Genomic DNA, 15842 nt, shown 5'->3' with positions numbered 1-15842 from the left:
AGAGGCTGCAATGACACTGAGAAAACTTACGCTCTCGGCTGTTGCGGCGCTGTCGCTGCTGTCGATGCCGGTTGTGTCCCATGCGGCGGGGGCCGAAGGTCACGTTCAGGACATCACATTCAGCTTTGAAGGTCCGTTCGGCAAATATGACCAGCACCAGCTTCAGCGTGGGCTTCAGGTCTATACCGAGGTCTGCTCGGCCTGCCACGGGCTTCAGTATGTGCCGATCCGCACGCTGTCCGACCCCAACGGGCCGGGCCTGCCCGAAGATCAGGTGCGCGCTTATGCCGCCAATCTGGCACCGATCATGGACGAGGAAACCGGCGAAGAGCGTCCGCGCATTCTGACCGACCACTTCCCGACCATCCCGCACACCGACGGCATGGGGCCTGACCTGTCGTTGATGGCCAAGGCACGCGCCGGGTTCCACGGCCCTTATGGCACTGGCCTGAACCAGCTGTTCCGGGGCATCGGCGGGCCGGAATATATCCACGCCATTCTGGTGGATTACACCGGCGAAGACACCGAACAGGCCGGTAGCATCTTCTATCACAACACGGCCTTTCCCGGCGGGTTGATCGGTATGCCACCCCCGCTGAACCCCGATCAGGTCACCTACGAGGATGGCACTCCCGCGACCGTCGATCAGATGGCCCGTGATGTGGCCGCTTTCCTGACCTGGACGGCGGAACCCAAGATGATGGAGCGCAAGCAGGTTGGCTTTATCTCGGTTCTGTTCCTGATCCTGCTGACCGCGCTGCTGTATCTGACGAACAAGCGGCTGTGGGCGCCCTACAAGCACAAGCATCTGCCCGAAAATCAGAGCTGATCCTGACATCATGTTACGAGCGCGCCCTTCGGGGCGCGTTTTCGTTTCTGGACAATCACGCCTGCCCGGCGTCTGATGCCGCCAAGGGGGCGCTATGACGATCTGGAATCTCGGCTCGATCAACATCGACCATGTGTATCGGCTGGACCATCTGGTTCAGCCCGGCGAAACCATCGCCGCACACAGCTTTGCGCAGGGGCTGGGCGGTAAAGGCGCAAACCAGTCGGTCGCGGCGGCACGGGCAGGCGCGGCCGTGCGCCATATCGGTGCGACAGGCACTGGCGATGATTGGGTGATCCATCAGTTGCAGGGGGCCGGAATCGACACCACACATATTGCTCGCCTGCCCGATCACGCCACCGGCCATGCGATCATCCAACTGGATGCAGCGGGCGAAAACGCCATTATCATCCACCCCGGTGCCAACCGCGCGCTGTCTCTGCCTCAGGCTGTGGTCGATGCGATGCGCGCTGGCGACACGCTGTTGATCCAGAACGAGACCAATCTTCAGGCAGAAACCGCCGCTATTGCCCGCGACAAGGGGCTGCGCGTGATCTATTCCGCCGCGCCGTTCGATGTGGATGCCGTGCGCAAGATGCTGGGCCTGACCACAATTCTGGCCATGAATGCGGGCGAAGCCAAGGCCGTTTTTGCCGCCTTGGGTCAGGATCTGCCGGTCGAGGGGATGCTGGTGACACGCGGGGCCGATGGTGCGGATTACCGCAATCTGCGCAGCGGCACTATTACGCATTGCCCGGCCTTTCCGGTTCGTCCGGTCGATACCACGGGCGCGGGCGATTGCTTTGCGGGCTGGTTCGCCGCCGGGCTGGACGCCGGGCACGACATCGCCGCCGCCCTGCGTCGCGCATCGGCCGCTGCCGCCATTCAGGTCACACGCCCCGGTGCCAGCGACGCCATGCCCGACACCGCCCAAGTGGACCGCTTTCTAAAGGATCAGCCGTGACCGCCATGTTCAGCCTGCCCTGCCCCACCCTGCCGCTGGAGGGTGCCAGCTTTCCAGTGCGCCGCATTTTCTGCATCGGGCGCAACTATGCCGATCACGCCGCAGAAATGGGCACGACAGCCGACTGCGAAAAGCCGTTTTTCTTTACCAAATCCGCCCATGCGCTGGCCCGTCCCGGCGCGATCCCCTATCCGCCAGGCACCGCCGATCTGCACCACGAAGTCGAACTGGTGCTGGCCATCGGCGTGCCGCTGTCGAACGCCACCGAACAACAGGCCGCCGCCGCCATTATCGCCCGCGCCGTCGGGCTGGACCTGACGCGCCGCGACCTTCAGGCCGAAGCCAAGGACAAGCGCCGCCCCTGGGACGCCGCCAAGGATTTCGACGCCAGTGCGGTCATGGCACCGCTGTCATCCGCCACGCCCGGACCGGGCATCCGTCTGTCGGTTAACGGCACGGAACGGCAAAATGGCAAACTGACCGATATGATCTTTCCCGAAGCGGCGCTGATCGCCTATCTGTCCACGCTGTATCACCTTCAGCCCGGCGATCTGGTGATGACCGGCACGCCCGCCGGCGTCGGCCCCTTGCAGCGCGGCGACACGATCCGGGCTGAAGTGGACGGCCTGCCCGCGCTGACCGCCCATATCACCTAGCTATCTTGCCTGCCCGAATACCCCGGCAACCGCGCAACCAGACCGATAGATCAGCCCAAAGCATAGCCGGTGCCGCGCACCGTGCGCACCGGATTGTCGCCGCCATTGGCCATCAGCGCCTTGCGCAGACGCCCGACATGCACGTCAATGGTGCGGGTATCCACGTAAATATCGCGCCCCCAGACGCGATCCAGCAGTTGTTCGCGCGTCCAGACCCGGCCCGGCTTTTCCATCAGCGTAGACAGTAACCGGAATTCGGTGGGACCAAGATGCAGCGGTTGGCCGCCGCGAAAGACGCGGTGTTCGGCGGCATCCAGAACGATGTCGTTAAAAGACAGCCGCTCGCCCATGCTGGCGGGACGGGTGCGGCGCAGCTGCGTGCGCAACCGTGCCATCAGTTCGACCACGGAATAGGGCTTGACCATGTAATCATCAGCCCCGGTTTCCAGCCCCCGCACACGGTCGCCTTCATCACCACGGGCGGACAGCATGATGATCGGGATCGGGCGGGTCATCGGATCAGCCTTGAGCCGACGGCACACCTCGATCCCGGAAACGTTCGGCAGCATCCAATCCAGAACCACCAGGTCGGGCTGTTCTTCGGCCACCAGCAACAGCGCCTCATCACCGTTTTCGGCCATGACGACGCCGAAACCCTCGGCCTCAAGATTGTATTGCAAAACCTCGCGCTGCGCACTTTCGTCTTCGACCACCAACACTTTCGAGACCTGACGCGCGCTCATCTGCTTATTCCTGCGGTTGCTGGTTCAGGGCCTCGGCCACACCGGCCTTGGTCACGCTGTCACTTTTGGGGCGGCTTTCATCGGGCATGTCGCCCGTGACCAGATAAATCACCTGTTCTGCAATCGAGGTGGCGTGGTCGCCCATGCGCTCGATATTCTTGGCGATGAAATGCAGATGCATACAGGCGGTTATATTGCGCGGGTCTTCCATCATATAGGTCAGGAATTCACGGAACAGCGCGTTATACATCTGGTCCACCTCGATGTCGCGCGACCGCACATCGGCGGCCAGCTGGACATCGCGGCGGATATAGCTGTCCAGCGCATCTTTCAGCATCGCCTCGACCGTGCCGGCCATCCGGCGCAACGCCGCAGCCGAGCCGTTGACCTGGCTCATCGCCAGCAACACATTGCTGCGCTTGGCGATATTCTTGGCGTAATCCCCGACCCGTTCCAGCGAGGCCGCGATTTTGATGACCGACAGCACCAGACGCAGATCGGTGGCGGTCGGCGCGCGCAAGGCGATCAGACGCGCCGCTTCTTCGTTGATCTGCTGGTCCAGCGCGTCGATGGTGCGGTCGCGCAGGCGCACTTCCTCGGCCAGTTCGGCGTCGCGGGTTTCCAGTGCGGCGGCAGCGTCGATAATGGCCTGTTCGACCAGACCACCCATCTTGACGACCAGAGCCTGCGCGGTTTCCAAATCCCGGTCAAAGGCGCTGGAGATGTGTTTGTCACGATTCATATTCATCTGCCCTTTGACTTAGCCGATCCGGCCCGAGATATAGCTCTCGGTGCGCGGGTCGCGCGGATTGGTAAAGATCTCGTCAGTGTTGCCGTATTCCACAAGGTTGCCCAGGTGGAAAAACGCGGTTTTCTGACTGACACGCGCGGCCTGCTGCATCGAGTGGGTCACGATCACCACCGAAAACTTTTGCCGAAGCTGGTCGATCAGTTCCTCGACCTGGCTGGTGGCGATGGGGTCCAGCGCCGAACAGGGTTCGTCCATCAGCAGGACTTCGGGTGCGGTGGCGACGGCGCGGGCGATGCACAGGCGCTGTTGCTGACCGCCCGACAGGCCGGTGCCGGTTTCGTTCAGGCGGTCCTTGACCTCTTCCCACAGCGCGGCGCCGCGCAGCGCCTTTTCGACGATTTCATCCAGTTCGGCCTTGCCACGGGCCAGACCGTGAATGCGCGGGCCATAGGCCACGTTGTCATAGATCGATTTGGGGAAGGGGTTGGGTTTCTGAAACACCATCCCTACCTTGGCGCGCAATTGCACCGGATCGACGCGCTTGTCATAGATGTCTTCGCCATCCAGCGTGATCGAGCCTTCGACCCGGCAGATGTCGATCGTATCGTTCATGCGGTTGATACAGCGCAAAAAGGTGGACTTGCCGCAACCAGACGGGCCGATAAAGGCCGTCACGGTCTTGTCCAGAATATCAACGTCCACGTCCTTGATGGCATGTTTATCGCCATAATAGACCTGCACTTTGCGGGCAGCGATCTTGATGTCGTCGTTGGTCACGTTGGTCTCCGCGCGATTGGCGTCATACATGATAATACTCCTTGCGCCGCGCTTACCAGCGACGCTCGAACTTGCGGCGCAGATAGATGGCCAGCACGTTCATGCACAGCAGGAAGATAAGAAGGATGATAATGGCCCCCGAGGCGCGCTCGATAAAGGCCGGGTCAGACCGCTGGGTCCAGTTATAGACCTGCACCGGCAGGGCCGAGGCCGGGTCCATCAGACCGCCCGCCCAGGGTGCGTCAGGGTAGGTCCGCACAAAGGCAACCATCCCGATCAGCAGCAGCGGCGCGGTTTCACCCAGGGCCTGCGCCAGACCGATGATGGTGCCGGTCAGGATACCGGGCATGGCCAGCGGCAGAACATGGTGAAACACCGTCTGCATCCGGCTGGCACCGATCCCAAGAGCGGCATCACGGATCGACGGCGGCACCGATTTCAGCGACGCGCGGGTAGCGATAATGATCGTGGGCAGGGTCATCAGCGTCAGCACCAGACCGCCAACGATGGGCGCCGATTGCGGCAGGCCGGCAAAGCTGATGAAGGCGGCCAGACCAAGGATACCGTAAACGATGGACGGCACGGCGGCCAGATTGGCGATGTTCACCTCGATCACGTCGGTCCAACGGTTCTTGGGGGCGAATTCTTCCAGATAGATGCTGGCGGCAACCCCGATGGGAACCGACAAAAACAGCACCACCAGCATCATGTAGAGCGAACCAAGAATGGCCACGCCCAGACCCGCCGCTTCGGGGCGCTGGTCGGATGCGTCGGGATTGGTGATGAATTCGCGGTTAAAGCGCGTGACCAGCAGGCCCTGACGCTTTAGCTCGTCAGCCAGCATCAGCTGCGCGGGCGAGGTGTTGCTGTCGCGTTCGGCACTGGCCATGGTCACGCGGCCCTTGAAATAACCGTCCACGCGGCCATTCACCAGCACGTTCACATCGACGGTCTGGCCCACCAGTTCCGGGTCGTTCAGCACCCTGGAACGCAGTTGCGCCGCCGCCTCGCGCGAGATGATCCCCTGAATGTCGCGTTCGGTCAGACCTTCGATATTCAGGTTCATCCCGGCCACTGCGGCATCCAGCGAGGCGTCCAGAACCCGGCTGTAGGCCAGCGTCAGCACGCGCGACATTTCGGCCGGATCACGGTTGCCCTGCGGGTCCACGACCTCGGGGTTCAGGTAAACCGGCAGGTCCAGATAGGTCTGCCGAAAGGCGGACGAACCGTCGCGCAGGATGGTCGAGACCAGAATAATCAGCGCCAGCACGGCGATACCGATGGCGGCCAGACCATAGCTGCGGAACCGGCTTTCGGCGGCATTGCGGCGGCGGGTGCGCACATCCTTGGCCAACAGCGAACTGGTGCCGCGGGGCTGTGCGGAGCGGTTGTTTTCAACGGGCATATCGGTCATTCGTACTGCTCGCGATATTTGCGCACGATATACAGCGCGACAATGTTCAGCCCCAGCGTGATGATGAACAGGGTCAGGCCAAGGGCAAAGGCCACCAGCATCTCGGGCGAGGAAAAGTCGTTATCGCCGGTCAACTGACCCACGATTTTCACAGTGATCGTCGTCATCGCCTCGAACGGGTTCAGGCTCATGGTGGCGGCGGCACCAGCCCCCAGCACCACGATCATCGTTTCACCGATGGCGCGGCTGGCCGCCAGCAGAACGGCACCGACGATGCCCGGCAGGGCGGCGGGCAGCACCACCTGCTTCACCGTTTCCGAAGGCGTCGAGCCAAGGCCAAGCGCACCGTCGCGCAGGCTTTGCGGCACGGCGTTGATGATGTCATCGGACAGCGAGCTGACAAAGGGGATCAGCATGATGCCCATGACCAGACCGGCGGTCATCACCGAAGATGCCGAATTACCCAGCCCCAGTGGCGCGGCAAAGTAATCGCGCAGCATCGGGCCAACCGTCACCAGCGCGAACAAGCCGTAAACGATGGTCGGGATACCGGCCAGAACTTCGACCACCGGCTTGGCGATACTGCGCATCCGGGGGCTGGCGTATTCCGACAGATAGATCGCGGCCAACAGCCCGATGGGCACCGAAAACAGCAGCGCGATAAGCGAGATATACAGCGTCCCCCACAGCAGCGGCAGCATCCCCAGGCGGGAAATGCCTTCGGGGCGTGGAGCGAATTGCGTGCCGAACAGGAAATCCTGCCATGAATGCAACTGGAAGAACCGTCCGGTTTCAAAGATCAGCGACAGCACGATACCAATGGTGGTGGCGATGGCGATCGACGAACAAAAGATCAGAATGCCAAGGATGATTTTTTCAACCGTGTTGCGGGCGCGAAAGGCGGCGTTGACACGGGTCAGGCCCCAGCCCAGCCCGGCGATCCCCGCGGCCAGTGCGATCACCGCGACAATCGGCATGGCTCCGGCAGTCAGCACCCCGGCCATACGCAGCAGCGAGGCAAGCGCCATGATGATGATCGGCGGCAGAAAGGCGTTCAGCGCGGCATTCATGCCGTGATAGGTGGGGCGGCTGTGCAACTGGCGGATGTCGTGGCCGACAGAGGCAAGCGCGCGGCTGCGCGCGACGACGTAACCGGCGATCGCCAGCAGCAGACTGGCCAGCAAAGCCCAGGACATTGGCATCGGTCAAATCCTCGCAAAGGGGCGGATTGATGCGGAAAATTGCAAAAAGAAACAGGTGGCGCGGGGCTGTGCCCGCACCACCCCGTCGTTATCAGTTCATGGTCGCTTCGTCGGCGACAGCCTGCTGGGTTGCGGCCAGTTCCGGGTCGGAAACCAGACCATATTCCGCCAGCGGGCCATTCGGACCGGCAACGTCATCCGACACAAAGAATTCGACGAACTCTTTCAGGCCGGCGATTTCGCCGATGTGCGCTTTTTTCACATAGATGAACAGCGGACGCGACACCGGGTATTCGCCCGAAGCGATGGTTTCGGTCGAGGGGGTGACGCCGCCCATGGTCGCCACTTGCAGGGTGTCGGTGTTGTTTTCATAGAACGACAGACCGAATACCCCGATCCCGTTGGGCGAGCTGTTGATGCGGGCCAGCGTCTCGGTGTAATCGCCGTCGATGTCCACGGCGCGGCCATCGGCGCGCAGAACGTGGCAGGCTTCTTTGGCGTCTTCTTCGCTCAGTTCGGCTTCGAACACGGCTTTCGCGCCGGATTCCTCGCAGCCGACCATGATGACTTTTTCTTCGAACACTTCACGGGTGCCGTGACGCGTGCCGGGCACAAAAGCCATGATTTCCTGACTGGGCAGTTCCGGGTTGATCTCGTTCCAGTTGGTGGTGGTGTTGTCCACGATCTGGCCGTCAACCACGCGGCGGGCCGCCATCGCGTTGAACCATTCAGTCGGGGTGAACTGGAAGGCATTGCCCGAGGCCAGGTTCGCAAACACGATACCGTCGTAACCGATGCGCACTTCCATGATGTCGGTCACGCCGTTGTCATGGCAGGTCTGCTTTTCGCTGTCACGGATCGGGCGCGAGCTGTTGGCGATGTCGGTGGTGTTTTCACCCACGCCTTCGCAGAAGCGGCGCAGACCCGTGGACGAACCACCTGATTCGATAACCGGCGTGGCAAAGTCGGTGTTTTCGCCAAACAGTTCAGCAACGATGGTCGCATAGGGCAGCACGGTGGACGAGCCAGCAACCTGAACCTGATCGCGTGCGGTCGCCACGGTCGCCGAAGCAGCAAGCAGCGCGATTGCCGAGGCGGTGAATTTCACGGATTTCATTGACCTCTCCTGAGTCGTTAACAGGGCCTTCGCGGCCTGCCGCCCGTCTATCGGGGGCGCGTGACGCTTATGCAAAAAAGGCGTGACGCTTTTGTGACAACGCAGGAAGGCGCGACATATTCCGCGCCTTTTGGGTCTTTGCAGAAAATCAGCCGATGTGGCCGCGCACACCGCCGGTCTGGGCGCGGTCCATCAGTAGGTGATCCAGAATCACGCAGGCCGCCATCGCCTCGGCCACGGGAACGGCACGAATCCCGACACAAGGATCGTGACGGCCCTTGGTGATAAGGTCGATTTCCTGGCCCTTTTGGGTGATCGACCGGCGCGGCGTGGTGATGGAACTGGTCGGTTTGACCGAGAATCGCACCGTGATGTCCTGCCCGGTGGAAATGCCACCTAGGATTCCGCCCGCGTGATTCGACAGATATTCCGGCCCGTTCGGCCCCATGCGAATTTCATCGGCGTTATCGACACCGGTCAGGGTGGCGGCGGCCATGCCCTCGCCGATTTCGACGCCTTTTACGGCGTTGATCGACATCATAGCCGCAGCCAGATCGGTGTCCAGCTTGGCATAGACCGGCGCACCAAGGCCGGGGGGGCAGCCCTCGATCAAGACCTCGATCACGGCGCCGACGCTGTTCTGATCGCGGCGGATCGCATCCAGATAATCGCCCCATTCGGCCGCGGCGACACTATCGGGCAGGAAAAACGGGTTTTCATTGATGTCCGCAGCGTTGAAACGCGCGCGGTCCAGATGTTTCACCCCCATCTGCACCATATAGCCGGTGATGCGCAGATCGGGCAGCAGCTGCGCCAGCACCGCCTGCGCGACGCCCCCCGCCGCCACCCGCGCCGCCGTTTCCCGCGCGGATGAGCGCCCGCCGCCGCGATAATCACGCAGCCCGTATTTCTGATGATAGGTGATGTCGGCATGGCCGGGCCGAAACGCCTGCGCGATTTCGCCGTAATCCTTGCTGCGCTGGTCGGTGTTCTCGATCATCAGCTGGATCGGCGTGCCGGTGCTGCGGCCTTCAAAGGTGCCCGACAGGATGCGCACCGCGTCGGCTTCACGCCGCTGAGTCGTATGCTTGCTGGTGCCGGGGCGGCGGCGGTCCAGGAATTGCTGGATGAACGCCTCGTCCAGCGGAATGCCGGGGGGGGTGCCATCGACGGTTGCGCCAAGCGCCGGACCGTGGCTTTCGCCCCATGTCGTCACGCGAAATTCGCGGCCAAAGGTATTATAGCTCATGGCGTGTCCTCGGTCATGGCTTTCAGGTCATAAATCAGGTCCAGCGCCTCGCGCGGGGTCAGGCTGTCCGGGTGAATGTCTTTCATCCGTGCATCCAAGGGCGACGCCTTGGCGGGCGCGGGTGCGGGTAGCGCGGCAGGCGGCGCGGCGCGGAACAGCGGCAGATCGTCGATCAGCGCGGCGGGGCGGGCCGCCCCCTCTCGCTCGCCCGATTCCAGCGCGTCCAGCACCTCGCGCGCGCGGGCGACAACGGCGGCGGGCAGACCGGCCAGCCGCGCCACCTGCACACCATAGCTGCGGTCGGCGGCACCCCGGCGGACCTCGTGCAGAAAGATCACCTCGCCGTCCCATTCGCGCACGGTAACGGTGGCGTTTTCCACCCCCTCCAGCCGCGCCGTCAGGGCCGTCATCTCGTGGTAATGGGTGGCGAACAGCGCGCGGCAGCGGTTGACGCCGTGCAGATGCTCCATCACCGCCCAAGCGATGGAAAGGCCATCCCAGGTCGCCGTGCCGCGCCCGATTTCGTCAAGGATAACAAGGGCGCGGTCGTCGGCTTGATTCAGAATGGCAGCGGTTTCGACCATTTCGACCATAAAGGTGGACCGCCCCCGCGCCAGATCATCGGCGGCCCCCACGCGGCTGAACAGCTGGCTGACCAGCCCGATGTGCGCCGTGCGCGCAGGCACAAACGCCCCCGCCTGCGCCAGCACCGCGATCAGCGCGTTCTGCCGCAGAAAGGTCGATTTCCCGGCCATATTCGGCCCGGTCAGCAGCCAGATCGCAGGCGTCGTCCCCGCTGTCAGGTCGCAGTCATTGGCCACAAACGCCTCGCCCTTGCGGCGCAGAGCACGTTCCACGACCGGATGCCGCCCGCCCTGCACCTTAAAGGCGCGGCTGTCATCGACGCGGGGGCGGGTCCAGCCCTCGCCCGTGGCCAGATCGGCAAAGGCGGCGGTCAGGTCGATGTCCGCCAAGGCCCGCGCCGCCGCGCCAATCGGCCCGGCCAGTTCCAGCACCGCCCCGCGAAGCAGCGCAAAGATGCCCTGTTCGATCTGCAAGGCGCGGTCGCGGGCGTTCAGGATGCGGGTTTCCAATTCGGACAGCTCGACCGTGGTAAAGCGGATCTGGTTGGCGGTGGTCTGGCGGTGGATAAAGATTTCATTCAGCGGCGGGGCCAGCATCTTTTCCGCATGGGTGGCCGTCGTTTCGATAAAGTAACCCAAGACGTTGTTATGTTTGATCTTCAGACTGCTGACCCCGGCCTTGGCGGCATAATCCGCCTGCATCCCGGCGATGACGCCCCGGCCTTCGTCGCGCAGGCGGCGCGTCTCGTCCAGATCGCCGTCATAGCCCTGCGCCACAAACCCGCCATCGCGCGCCAGCAAGGGCGGCTCGGCCACCAGCGCATCGTCCAATAGCGCGGTCAGATCATCGTGGCCGCGCAGATCGCGCGCCGCATCCGCCAGCACCCGAGGCGCATCGCCCGGCAGCCGCGCCGCAATCGCCGCCGCCTGAGCCAGCCCGGCCCGGATCGCCGCCAGATCGCGCGGCCCGCCCCGGTCCAGCGCCAGCCGCGACAGCGCGCGGTCGATGTCCGGCACGCGGGCCAGATCAGCGCGCAAATCCGCCGCGAGCCGCGCGTCATCAGCCAAGGCCGCAACCGCATCATGCCGCGCCGAAATCTCGGCCAGATCACACGACGGCGCGCTGATCCGCCGTTCCAGCAGCCGCGCGCCTGCCGCCGTCACCGTGCGATCAATCGCCGCCAGCAAGCTGCCATCGCGCCCACCGGACAAAGCCTGTGTCAGTTCCAGATTGCGCCGGGTCGCCGCGTCGATCTGCATCAAACCGCCCGCCACCTCGCGCACGGGCGGGCGGATCAAGGGCAGGCGCCCGCGCTGCGTCAGGTCCAGATAATCGGCAATCGCGCCCATCGCGGCCAGTTCCGCCCGGCCAAAGCTGCCGAACCCATCCAGCGTTTCAACGCCGAACAGCGCGCATAGCCGCCGCGCGCCCGCGCCGCTGTCAAACGCCCCCGCCGGGCGTTCGGTCAAAGCCGCCCCCGCATCCGCCGCCAGATCATCCAGACCCGAACGATCCGCCGCCAGCACCTCACGCGGGGCCAGACGGGCCAGTTCGGGGGCCAGCCGCGCGGGCGGGCAGTCCATCACCCGGAACGCGCCGGTAGAAATATCGACCCAGGCCAGCGCCGATTCATCGCGCACCTGCGCAAAGGCGGCCAGATAATTGTGCCGCCGCGCCTCGAGCAGCGATTCTTCGGTCAGGGTGCCGGGCGTGACCAGCCGCACCACATCGCGGGCGACGACCGATTTCGAGCCGCGCTTTTTCGCCTCGGCCGGGTCTTCCAGTTGCTCAGCAATGGCGACGCGAAAACCCTTGCGGATCAGCGTTAGCAGGTATCCTTCGGCGGCATGAACCGGCACACCGCACATCGGGATCGGCGCGCCCTGATGCGTGCCGCGGCTTGTCAGCGCAATATCCAGCGCCGCCGCCGCCGCCACGGCATCGTCAAAGAACATCTCGTAGAAATCGCCCATACGATAGAACAGCAGCGCGCCGGGGTTGGCATCCCGGATCGCCAGATATTGCGCCATCATGGGGGTTGGTTGATCGGTCATGGCGGCGTTCTATCCGCTTGTGCCGCACGGGGAAATCCCTACATTCAATTTCACCTCGGGGTGCCACATGGCTGAGACGCAACCGCGAACCCGTTGAACCTGATCCGGCTCACCCCGGCGGAGGGAAGGTTTCGCTGCCCTTTCTTTCGGAACCCTAACGACAGGAGGACAAGCGATGAAATATGCTGCCTTGATCGCCGTGCTGGCCAGCCCCGCAATGGCGCAAGACCGCCCCGTGCTGACCGTCTATGCAGGCGATTACATCACCTCGGAATGGGGGCCGGGGCCAAAGATCGAAGAAGAATTCGAGAAATTCTGTGAATGCGATCTGCAATTCGTCGCAGGCGACATCCTGCCCCGCATTCTGATGGAGGGTGCGCGCACGCAGGCCGACATCGTGTTCGGCCTGAACACCGACACCACCGCCCGCGCGCGCGAAGCGGGGATTTTTGCCCCCCACGGACAGGATACCAGCGCGCTGAACCTGCCGATCGAATGGACGGACGAGATTTTCCTGCCCTATAACTGGGGCGAGACGGCGTTCATCTATGACGAAACCCGGCTGGACAACCCGCCCGCCAGCTTTGCCGAATTGCTGGACGCGCCCGATGATCTGAAGATCGTGATCCAGGACCCGCGCGCCTCGATTTCGGGCCTTGCGCTGCTGCTGTGGGTCAAGGCGGTTTACGGGGACGAGGCCGAAGACGCCTGGCGCAAGCTGGCCCCGAAAATCCTGACCGTGACCCGCGACTGGTCGGAATCTTACGGCATGTTTTCCGAGGGTGAGGCGGATATGGTGCTGTCCTACACCACCTCGCCCGCCTATCACATCGCGGCTGAAAACGACACGACGAAACACGCCGCCATCTTCCCCGAGGGGCATTATTTCATGGCCGAACTGGCCGCCAAGGTGGCTGGCACCGATCAGCCGGAACTGGCGCAGCAATTCATGGACTGGATCCTGACGCCCGAATTTCAGCGCGTGATCCCGCTGGCCAACTGGTCGCTGCCGGTGAAACTGCCGCAGGACGAATGGCCGCAGGTGATGCGCGATCTGCCCCGGCCCGAAAAAACGCTGTTCTATAGCGAAACCGAGGCCGAGGCGCTGCGTCAACCCACGCTGAACGAATGGCTGACGGCGCTGTCGCGCTAAGGCCGGGCTGGCCCGGCACGATTGCCGCCGCCGGGTTGACCGCGCTGATCCTTGGCACGCTGGCCGCTGTTGCGTGGCAGGCGGGCGGGCTGACGCGGCTTGGCCCGTGGGACTGGGCGGCGGTGCGGTTCACGCTGTGGCAGGCGGCGCTGTCGGCCACGCTGTCCGCAGTGCTGGCAGTGCCGGTCGCCAAGGCTTTGGCGCGGCGCGATTTTCCGGGGCGCGCGGGGCTGGTCACGCTGCTGGGGGCGCCGTTCATCCTGCCGGTGATCGTGGCGATCATGGGGCTGGTCGCGGTGTTCGGGCGCAATGGCATGGCGAATGCGGCGCTGACGTGGGCCGGGCTGCCAACCGTCAGCATCTATGGCTGGCAGGGGGTCATTCTGGCGCATGTGTTCTTTAACCTGCCGCTGTCGGTGCGGCTGGTGCTGCACGGCTGGCAGGCGATCCCGTCCGAGCGGTTCCGCCTTGCGCAAAGCCTTGGCTTTACCCCGCGCGACATCGCCCGCCATCTGGAACGCCCGATGCTGCGCGAAGTGCTGCCCGGCGTCTGGCTGGCGGTTTTTCTTGTCTGCCTGACCTCGTTCGCGGTGGCGCTGGCGCTTGGCGGCGGGCCGAGGGCGACCACGGTAGAACTGGCCATCTATCAGGCGTTCCGGTTCGATTTCGACCTTGGCCGCGCTGCTGCCTTGGGGCTGGTGCAGGTGGTGCTGTCCATCGGGGCGATGGTGCTGGCTGCCTTTGTCGCCATGCCGGCGGCCTTTGGCGCGGGGATGGACGGGCGCGCACAAATGAGCGGGTCGGGCGGTTGGCGGCGCGGGGCGGATGCGCTTGTGATCACAGTTGCGGCGGGCTTTCTGATCCTGCCGATGGCCAGCGTGATCACAACCGGCCTGCCGCGTATCCCGGCCCTGCCGGATCAGGTCTGGGCGGCGGCGGGGCGGTCTGTCACGATGGCGCTGATTTCCGCCTTTGCCACGCTGGCGCTGACGCTGATGATCGCGCTGGCCGCCGTCCGTCGCGGAGGCCGCTGGGTCGAGGGCGCGGGGATGCTGCCCATCGTCGCCTCGCCCCTGGTGCTGGGAACGGGGCTGTTCCTGATCCTGCGGCCCTATGTGACGCCGGGGCAGATCGCCCTGCCCGTCACGGTAGCGATCAACGCGATCATGGCGCTGCCCTTTGCCCTGCGCGCGCTGATCCCGGCGGCGCGGGCCTTGCAGGCCGATTACGGGCGGCTGGCGGAATCGCTGAACCTGCGCGGGATTGCGCGGCTGCGGCTGTTGGTGCTGCCGCGTCTGGCCCGGCCTTTGGGCTTTTCGGGCGGGCTGGCGGCGGCGCTGGCAATGGGTGATCTGGGGGTCATCGCGCTTTTTGCCGATGCCGGGCGCGCCACGCTGCCGCTGATGTTATATCAGTTGATGTCCACCTATCGGCTGACCGATGCGGCGGCCTGTGCGGTGCTGCTTATGGGCATCAGCTTTGCGCTGTTCTGGGCCTTTGACCAAGGGGGGCGGCTGAATGCTTGAGTTTCAGGGGGTCCGGCTAACACTGGGCGATTTCCGGCTGAGCGCCGATTTCAGCATCTCCTCCGGCGCACGCGTGGCGGTGATCGGGCCATCGGGGTCGGGCAAATCCACGCTGCTGTCGCTGATCGCCGGGTTCCTGCACCCGGATCAGGGCGCGATCCGCTGGAACGGGCGCGATCTGGCCCCGGTGCCGCCGGGGCAGCGCCCGGTTTCGATCCTGTTTCAGGACCAGAACCTGTTCCCACACCTGACCGTCGCGCAGAACACCGGCCTTGGCCTGCGTCCCGACCTGAGGCTGAACCGCGACCAAAAGGCCGCCGTCGCCGCAGCCCTTGCCCGCGTCGGTCTGTCAGGGATGGAAACGCGCCGCCCGGCACAACTGTCGGGCGGCCAGCAAAGCCGGGTCGCCTTGGCCCGCGTCCTGCTGCGGGCGCGGCCCATCCTGTTGCTGGACGAACCCTTTGGTGCACTTGGCCCGGCGCTAAAGGCCGAAATGCTGGCGCTGCTGGCCGAAATCGCGACCGACACCGGCGCCACCGTGCTGATGGTCACCCATGACCCCGCCGATGCCCGCACCTTTGCCCCGGAAACGCTGCTGGTGCAGGACAGGCGCGCGCATCCGCCCATGTCCACCGCGCCGCTGCTGGATAACCCGCCGCCCGGCCTGCGCGATTATCTGGGCGGATAACGGGCAGCACCCACACGGGGCCAACCCTCTGATCTGTCATCATATCAACACATCATATTCACGGTTTTGTCAGATCTGGCGGCTAGGCGGCGTCTTCATTTAAGTGATCCATGCCATAGCGCATGCGAGATCGA

The 15842-nt window shown here is 64.1% G+C and carries 14 protein-coding genes and 1 riboswitch; of the genes, 6 read left to right on the top strand and 8 right to left on the bottom strand.

Going from position 1 to position 15842, the window contains the following annotated elements; translation table 11 throughout:
• Positions 1 to 10 precede the first annotated feature (10 nt).
• From Q4G22_RS01780 to Q4G22_RS01770, 3 genes are all read left to right on the top strand, one after another.
• The gene (locus Q4G22_RS01780) at positions 11 to 829 is read left to right on the top strand and encodes a cytochrome c1 (protein ID WP_303384182.1); all 819 of its coding nucleotides are present in this window, start codon (positions 11 to 13) and stop codon (positions 827 to 829) included.
• 94 nt (positions 830 to 923) lie between these two features.
• Complete coding sequence (locus Q4G22_RS01775; protein WP_303384181.1) at positions 924 to 1793, top strand: ribokinase; 870 nt, start codon at positions 924 to 926, stop codon at positions 1791 to 1793.
• Positions 1794 to 1798: 5 nt separating this feature from the next.
• Entirely contained in the window at positions 1799 to 2449 is a 651-nt protein-coding gene (locus tag Q4G22_RS01770; RefSeq protein WP_303384390.1) for a fumarylacetoacetate hydrolase family protein, read from the top strand.
• 50 nt (positions 2450 to 2499) lie between these two features.
• Here the strand turns inward: Q4G22_RS01770 and phoB are convergent, their stop codons facing one another.
• The 8 genes from phoB to mutS all read right to left on the bottom strand — a co-directional run bounded on the left by phoB (position 2500) and on the right by mutS (position 12341).
• Entirely contained in the window at positions 2500 to 3192 is a 693-nt protein-coding gene (gene phoB / locus Q4G22_RS01765; RefSeq protein WP_303384180.1) for a phosphate regulon transcriptional regulator PhoB, read from the bottom strand.
• 4 nt (positions 3193 to 3196) lie between these two features.
• Positions 3197 to 3934, bottom strand: a complete 738-nt coding sequence (gene phoU / locus Q4G22_RS01760) for a phosphate signaling complex protein PhoU (RefSeq protein ID WP_303384179.1) — start codon at positions 3932 to 3934, stop codon at positions 3197 to 3199.
• An 18-nt stretch (positions 3935 to 3952) separates the two neighbouring features.
• Positions 3953 to 4750 carry a phosphate ABC transporter ATP-binding protein PstB gene (pstB, locus tag Q4G22_RS01755; protein ID WP_303384178.1) on the bottom strand — a complete coding sequence of 266 codons (798 nt, stop codon included), beginning with the start codon at positions 4748 to 4750 and terminating at the stop codon, positions 3953 to 3955.
• A 22-nt stretch (positions 4751 to 4772) separates the two neighbouring features.
• The gene (gene pstA / locus Q4G22_RS01750) at positions 4773 to 6134 is read right to left on the bottom strand and encodes a phosphate ABC transporter permease PstA (protein ID WP_303384177.1); all 1362 of its coding nucleotides are present in this window, start codon (positions 6132 to 6134) and stop codon (positions 4773 to 4775) included.
• Positions 6131 to 7336, bottom strand: coding sequence for a phosphate ABC transporter permease subunit PstC (gene pstC / locus Q4G22_RS01745; RefSeq protein ID WP_303384176.1), 1206 nt, complete (start codon positions 7334 to 7336; stop codon positions 6131 to 6133). Before pstC ends, pstA begins: the two co-directional genes overlap by 4 nt.
• Before the next feature lie 91 nt (positions 7337 to 7427).
• On the bottom strand, positions 7428 to 8453 hold the full coding sequence (locus Q4G22_RS01740; RefSeq protein WP_303384175.1) for a substrate-binding domain-containing protein: 1026 nt from the start codon (positions 8451 to 8453) through the stop codon (positions 7428 to 7430).
• A gap of 148 nt (positions 8454 to 8601) precedes the next feature.
• A complete protein-coding gene (gene aroC / locus Q4G22_RS01735) occupies positions 8602 to 9702 on the bottom strand; it encodes a chorismate synthase (protein ID WP_303384174.1) in 1101 nt (366 codons plus the stop codon).
• Positions 9699 to 12341 (bottom strand): DNA mismatch repair protein MutS, encoded by a 2643-nt coding sequence (gene mutS, locus Q4G22_RS01730; protein ID WP_303384173.1) that lies wholly within the window; start codon positions 12339 to 12341, stop codon positions 9699 to 9701. Before mutS ends, aroC begins: the two co-directional genes overlap by 4 nt.
• A gap of 46 nt (positions 12342 to 12387) precedes the next feature.
• Positions 12388 to 12484: riboswitch (TPP riboswitch) on the top strand.
• Positions 12485 to 12516: 32 nt separating this feature from the next.
• Between mutS and Q4G22_RS01725 the strand changes: the two genes are divergently transcribed.
• From Q4G22_RS01725 to Q4G22_RS01715, 3 genes are read left to right on the top strand one after another with little or no spacing between them, the layout of a single operon-like run.
• A complete protein-coding gene (locus Q4G22_RS01725) occupies positions 12517 to 13494 on the top strand; it encodes a thiamine ABC transporter substrate binding subunit (protein WP_303384172.1) in 978 nt (325 codons plus the stop codon).
• Positions 13470 to 15020, top strand: coding sequence for a thiamine/thiamine pyrophosphate ABC transporter permease ThiP (locus Q4G22_RS01720; protein WP_303384171.1), 1551 nt, complete (start codon positions 13470 to 13472; stop codon positions 15018 to 15020). The genes Q4G22_RS01725 and Q4G22_RS01720 overlap by 25 nt, the downstream gene beginning before the upstream one ends.
• Entirely contained in the window at positions 15013 to 15708 is a 696-nt protein-coding gene (locus tag Q4G22_RS01715) for an ATP-binding cassette domain-containing protein (RefSeq protein WP_303384170.1), read from the top strand. Before Q4G22_RS01720 ends, Q4G22_RS01715 begins: the two co-directional genes overlap by 8 nt.
• The last annotated feature ends 134 nt before the right edge of the window (positions 15709 to 15842 follow it).

Source organism: Paracoccus sp. (in: a-proteobacteria), assembly GCF_030538655.1.
Classification (GTDB): Bacteria; Pseudomonadota; Alphaproteobacteria; order Rhodobacterales; family Rhodobacteraceae; genus Paracoccus.
Note: the sequence above shows the minus strand (reverse complement) of the source record. Positions and strands in the feature narration are given on the sequence as shown.

Bases quoted from the DNA above. Each gene is read 5' to 3' on its own strand.
- Q4G22_RS01775 (WP_303384181.1), top strand. From the start codon at position 924: ATGACGATCTGGAATCTCGGCTCGATCAACATCGACCATGTGTATCGG.
- Q4G22_RS01780 (WP_303384182.1), top strand. From the start codon at position 11: ATGACACTGAGAAAACTTACGCTCTCGGCTGTTGCGGCGCTGTCGCTG.
- Q4G22_RS01740 (WP_303384175.1), bottom strand. From the start codon at position 8,453: ATGAAATCCGTGAAATTCACCGCCTCGGCAATCGCGCTGCTTGCTGCT.
- pstB (WP_303384178.1), bottom strand. From the start codon at position 4,750: ATGTATGACGCCAATCGCGCGGAGACCAACGTGACCAACGACGACATC.
- pstC (WP_303384176.1), bottom strand. From the start codon at position 7,336: ATGCCAATGTCCTGGGCTTTGCTGGCCAGTCTGCTGCTGGCGATCGCC.
- Q4G22_RS01715 (WP_303384170.1), top strand. From the start codon at position 15,013: ATGCTTGAGTTTCAGGGGGTCCGGCTAACACTGGGCGATTTCCGGCTG.
- phoU (WP_303384179.1), bottom strand. From the start codon at position 3,934: ATGAATCGTGACAAACACATCTCCAGCGCCTTTGACCGGGATTTGGAA.
- mutS (WP_303384173.1), bottom strand. From the start codon at position 12,341: ATGACCGATCAACCAACCCCCATGATGGCGCAATATCTGGCGATCCGG.
- Q4G22_RS01770 (WP_303384390.1), top strand. From the start codon at position 1,799: ATGTTCAGCCTGCCCTGCCCCACCCTGCCGCTGGAGGGTGCCAGCTTT.
- Q4G22_RS01725 (WP_303384172.1), top strand. From the start codon at position 12,517: ATGAAATATGCTGCCTTGATCGCCGTGCTGGCCAGCCCCGCAATGGCG.
- phoB (WP_303384180.1), bottom strand. From the start codon at position 3,192: ATGAGCGCGCGTCAGGTCTCGAAAGTGTTGGTGGTCGAAGACGAAAGT.
- pstA (WP_303384177.1), bottom strand. From the start codon at position 6,134: ATGACCGATATGCCCGTTGAAAACAACCGCTCCGCACAGCCCCGCGGC.
- Q4G22_RS01720 (WP_303384171.1), top strand. From the start codon at position 13,470: ATGGCTGACGGCGCTGTCGCGCTAAGGCCGGGCTGGCCCGGCACGATT.
- aroC (WP_303384174.1), bottom strand. From the start codon at position 9,702: ATGAGCTATAATACCTTTGGCCGCGAATTTCGCGTGACGACATGGGGC.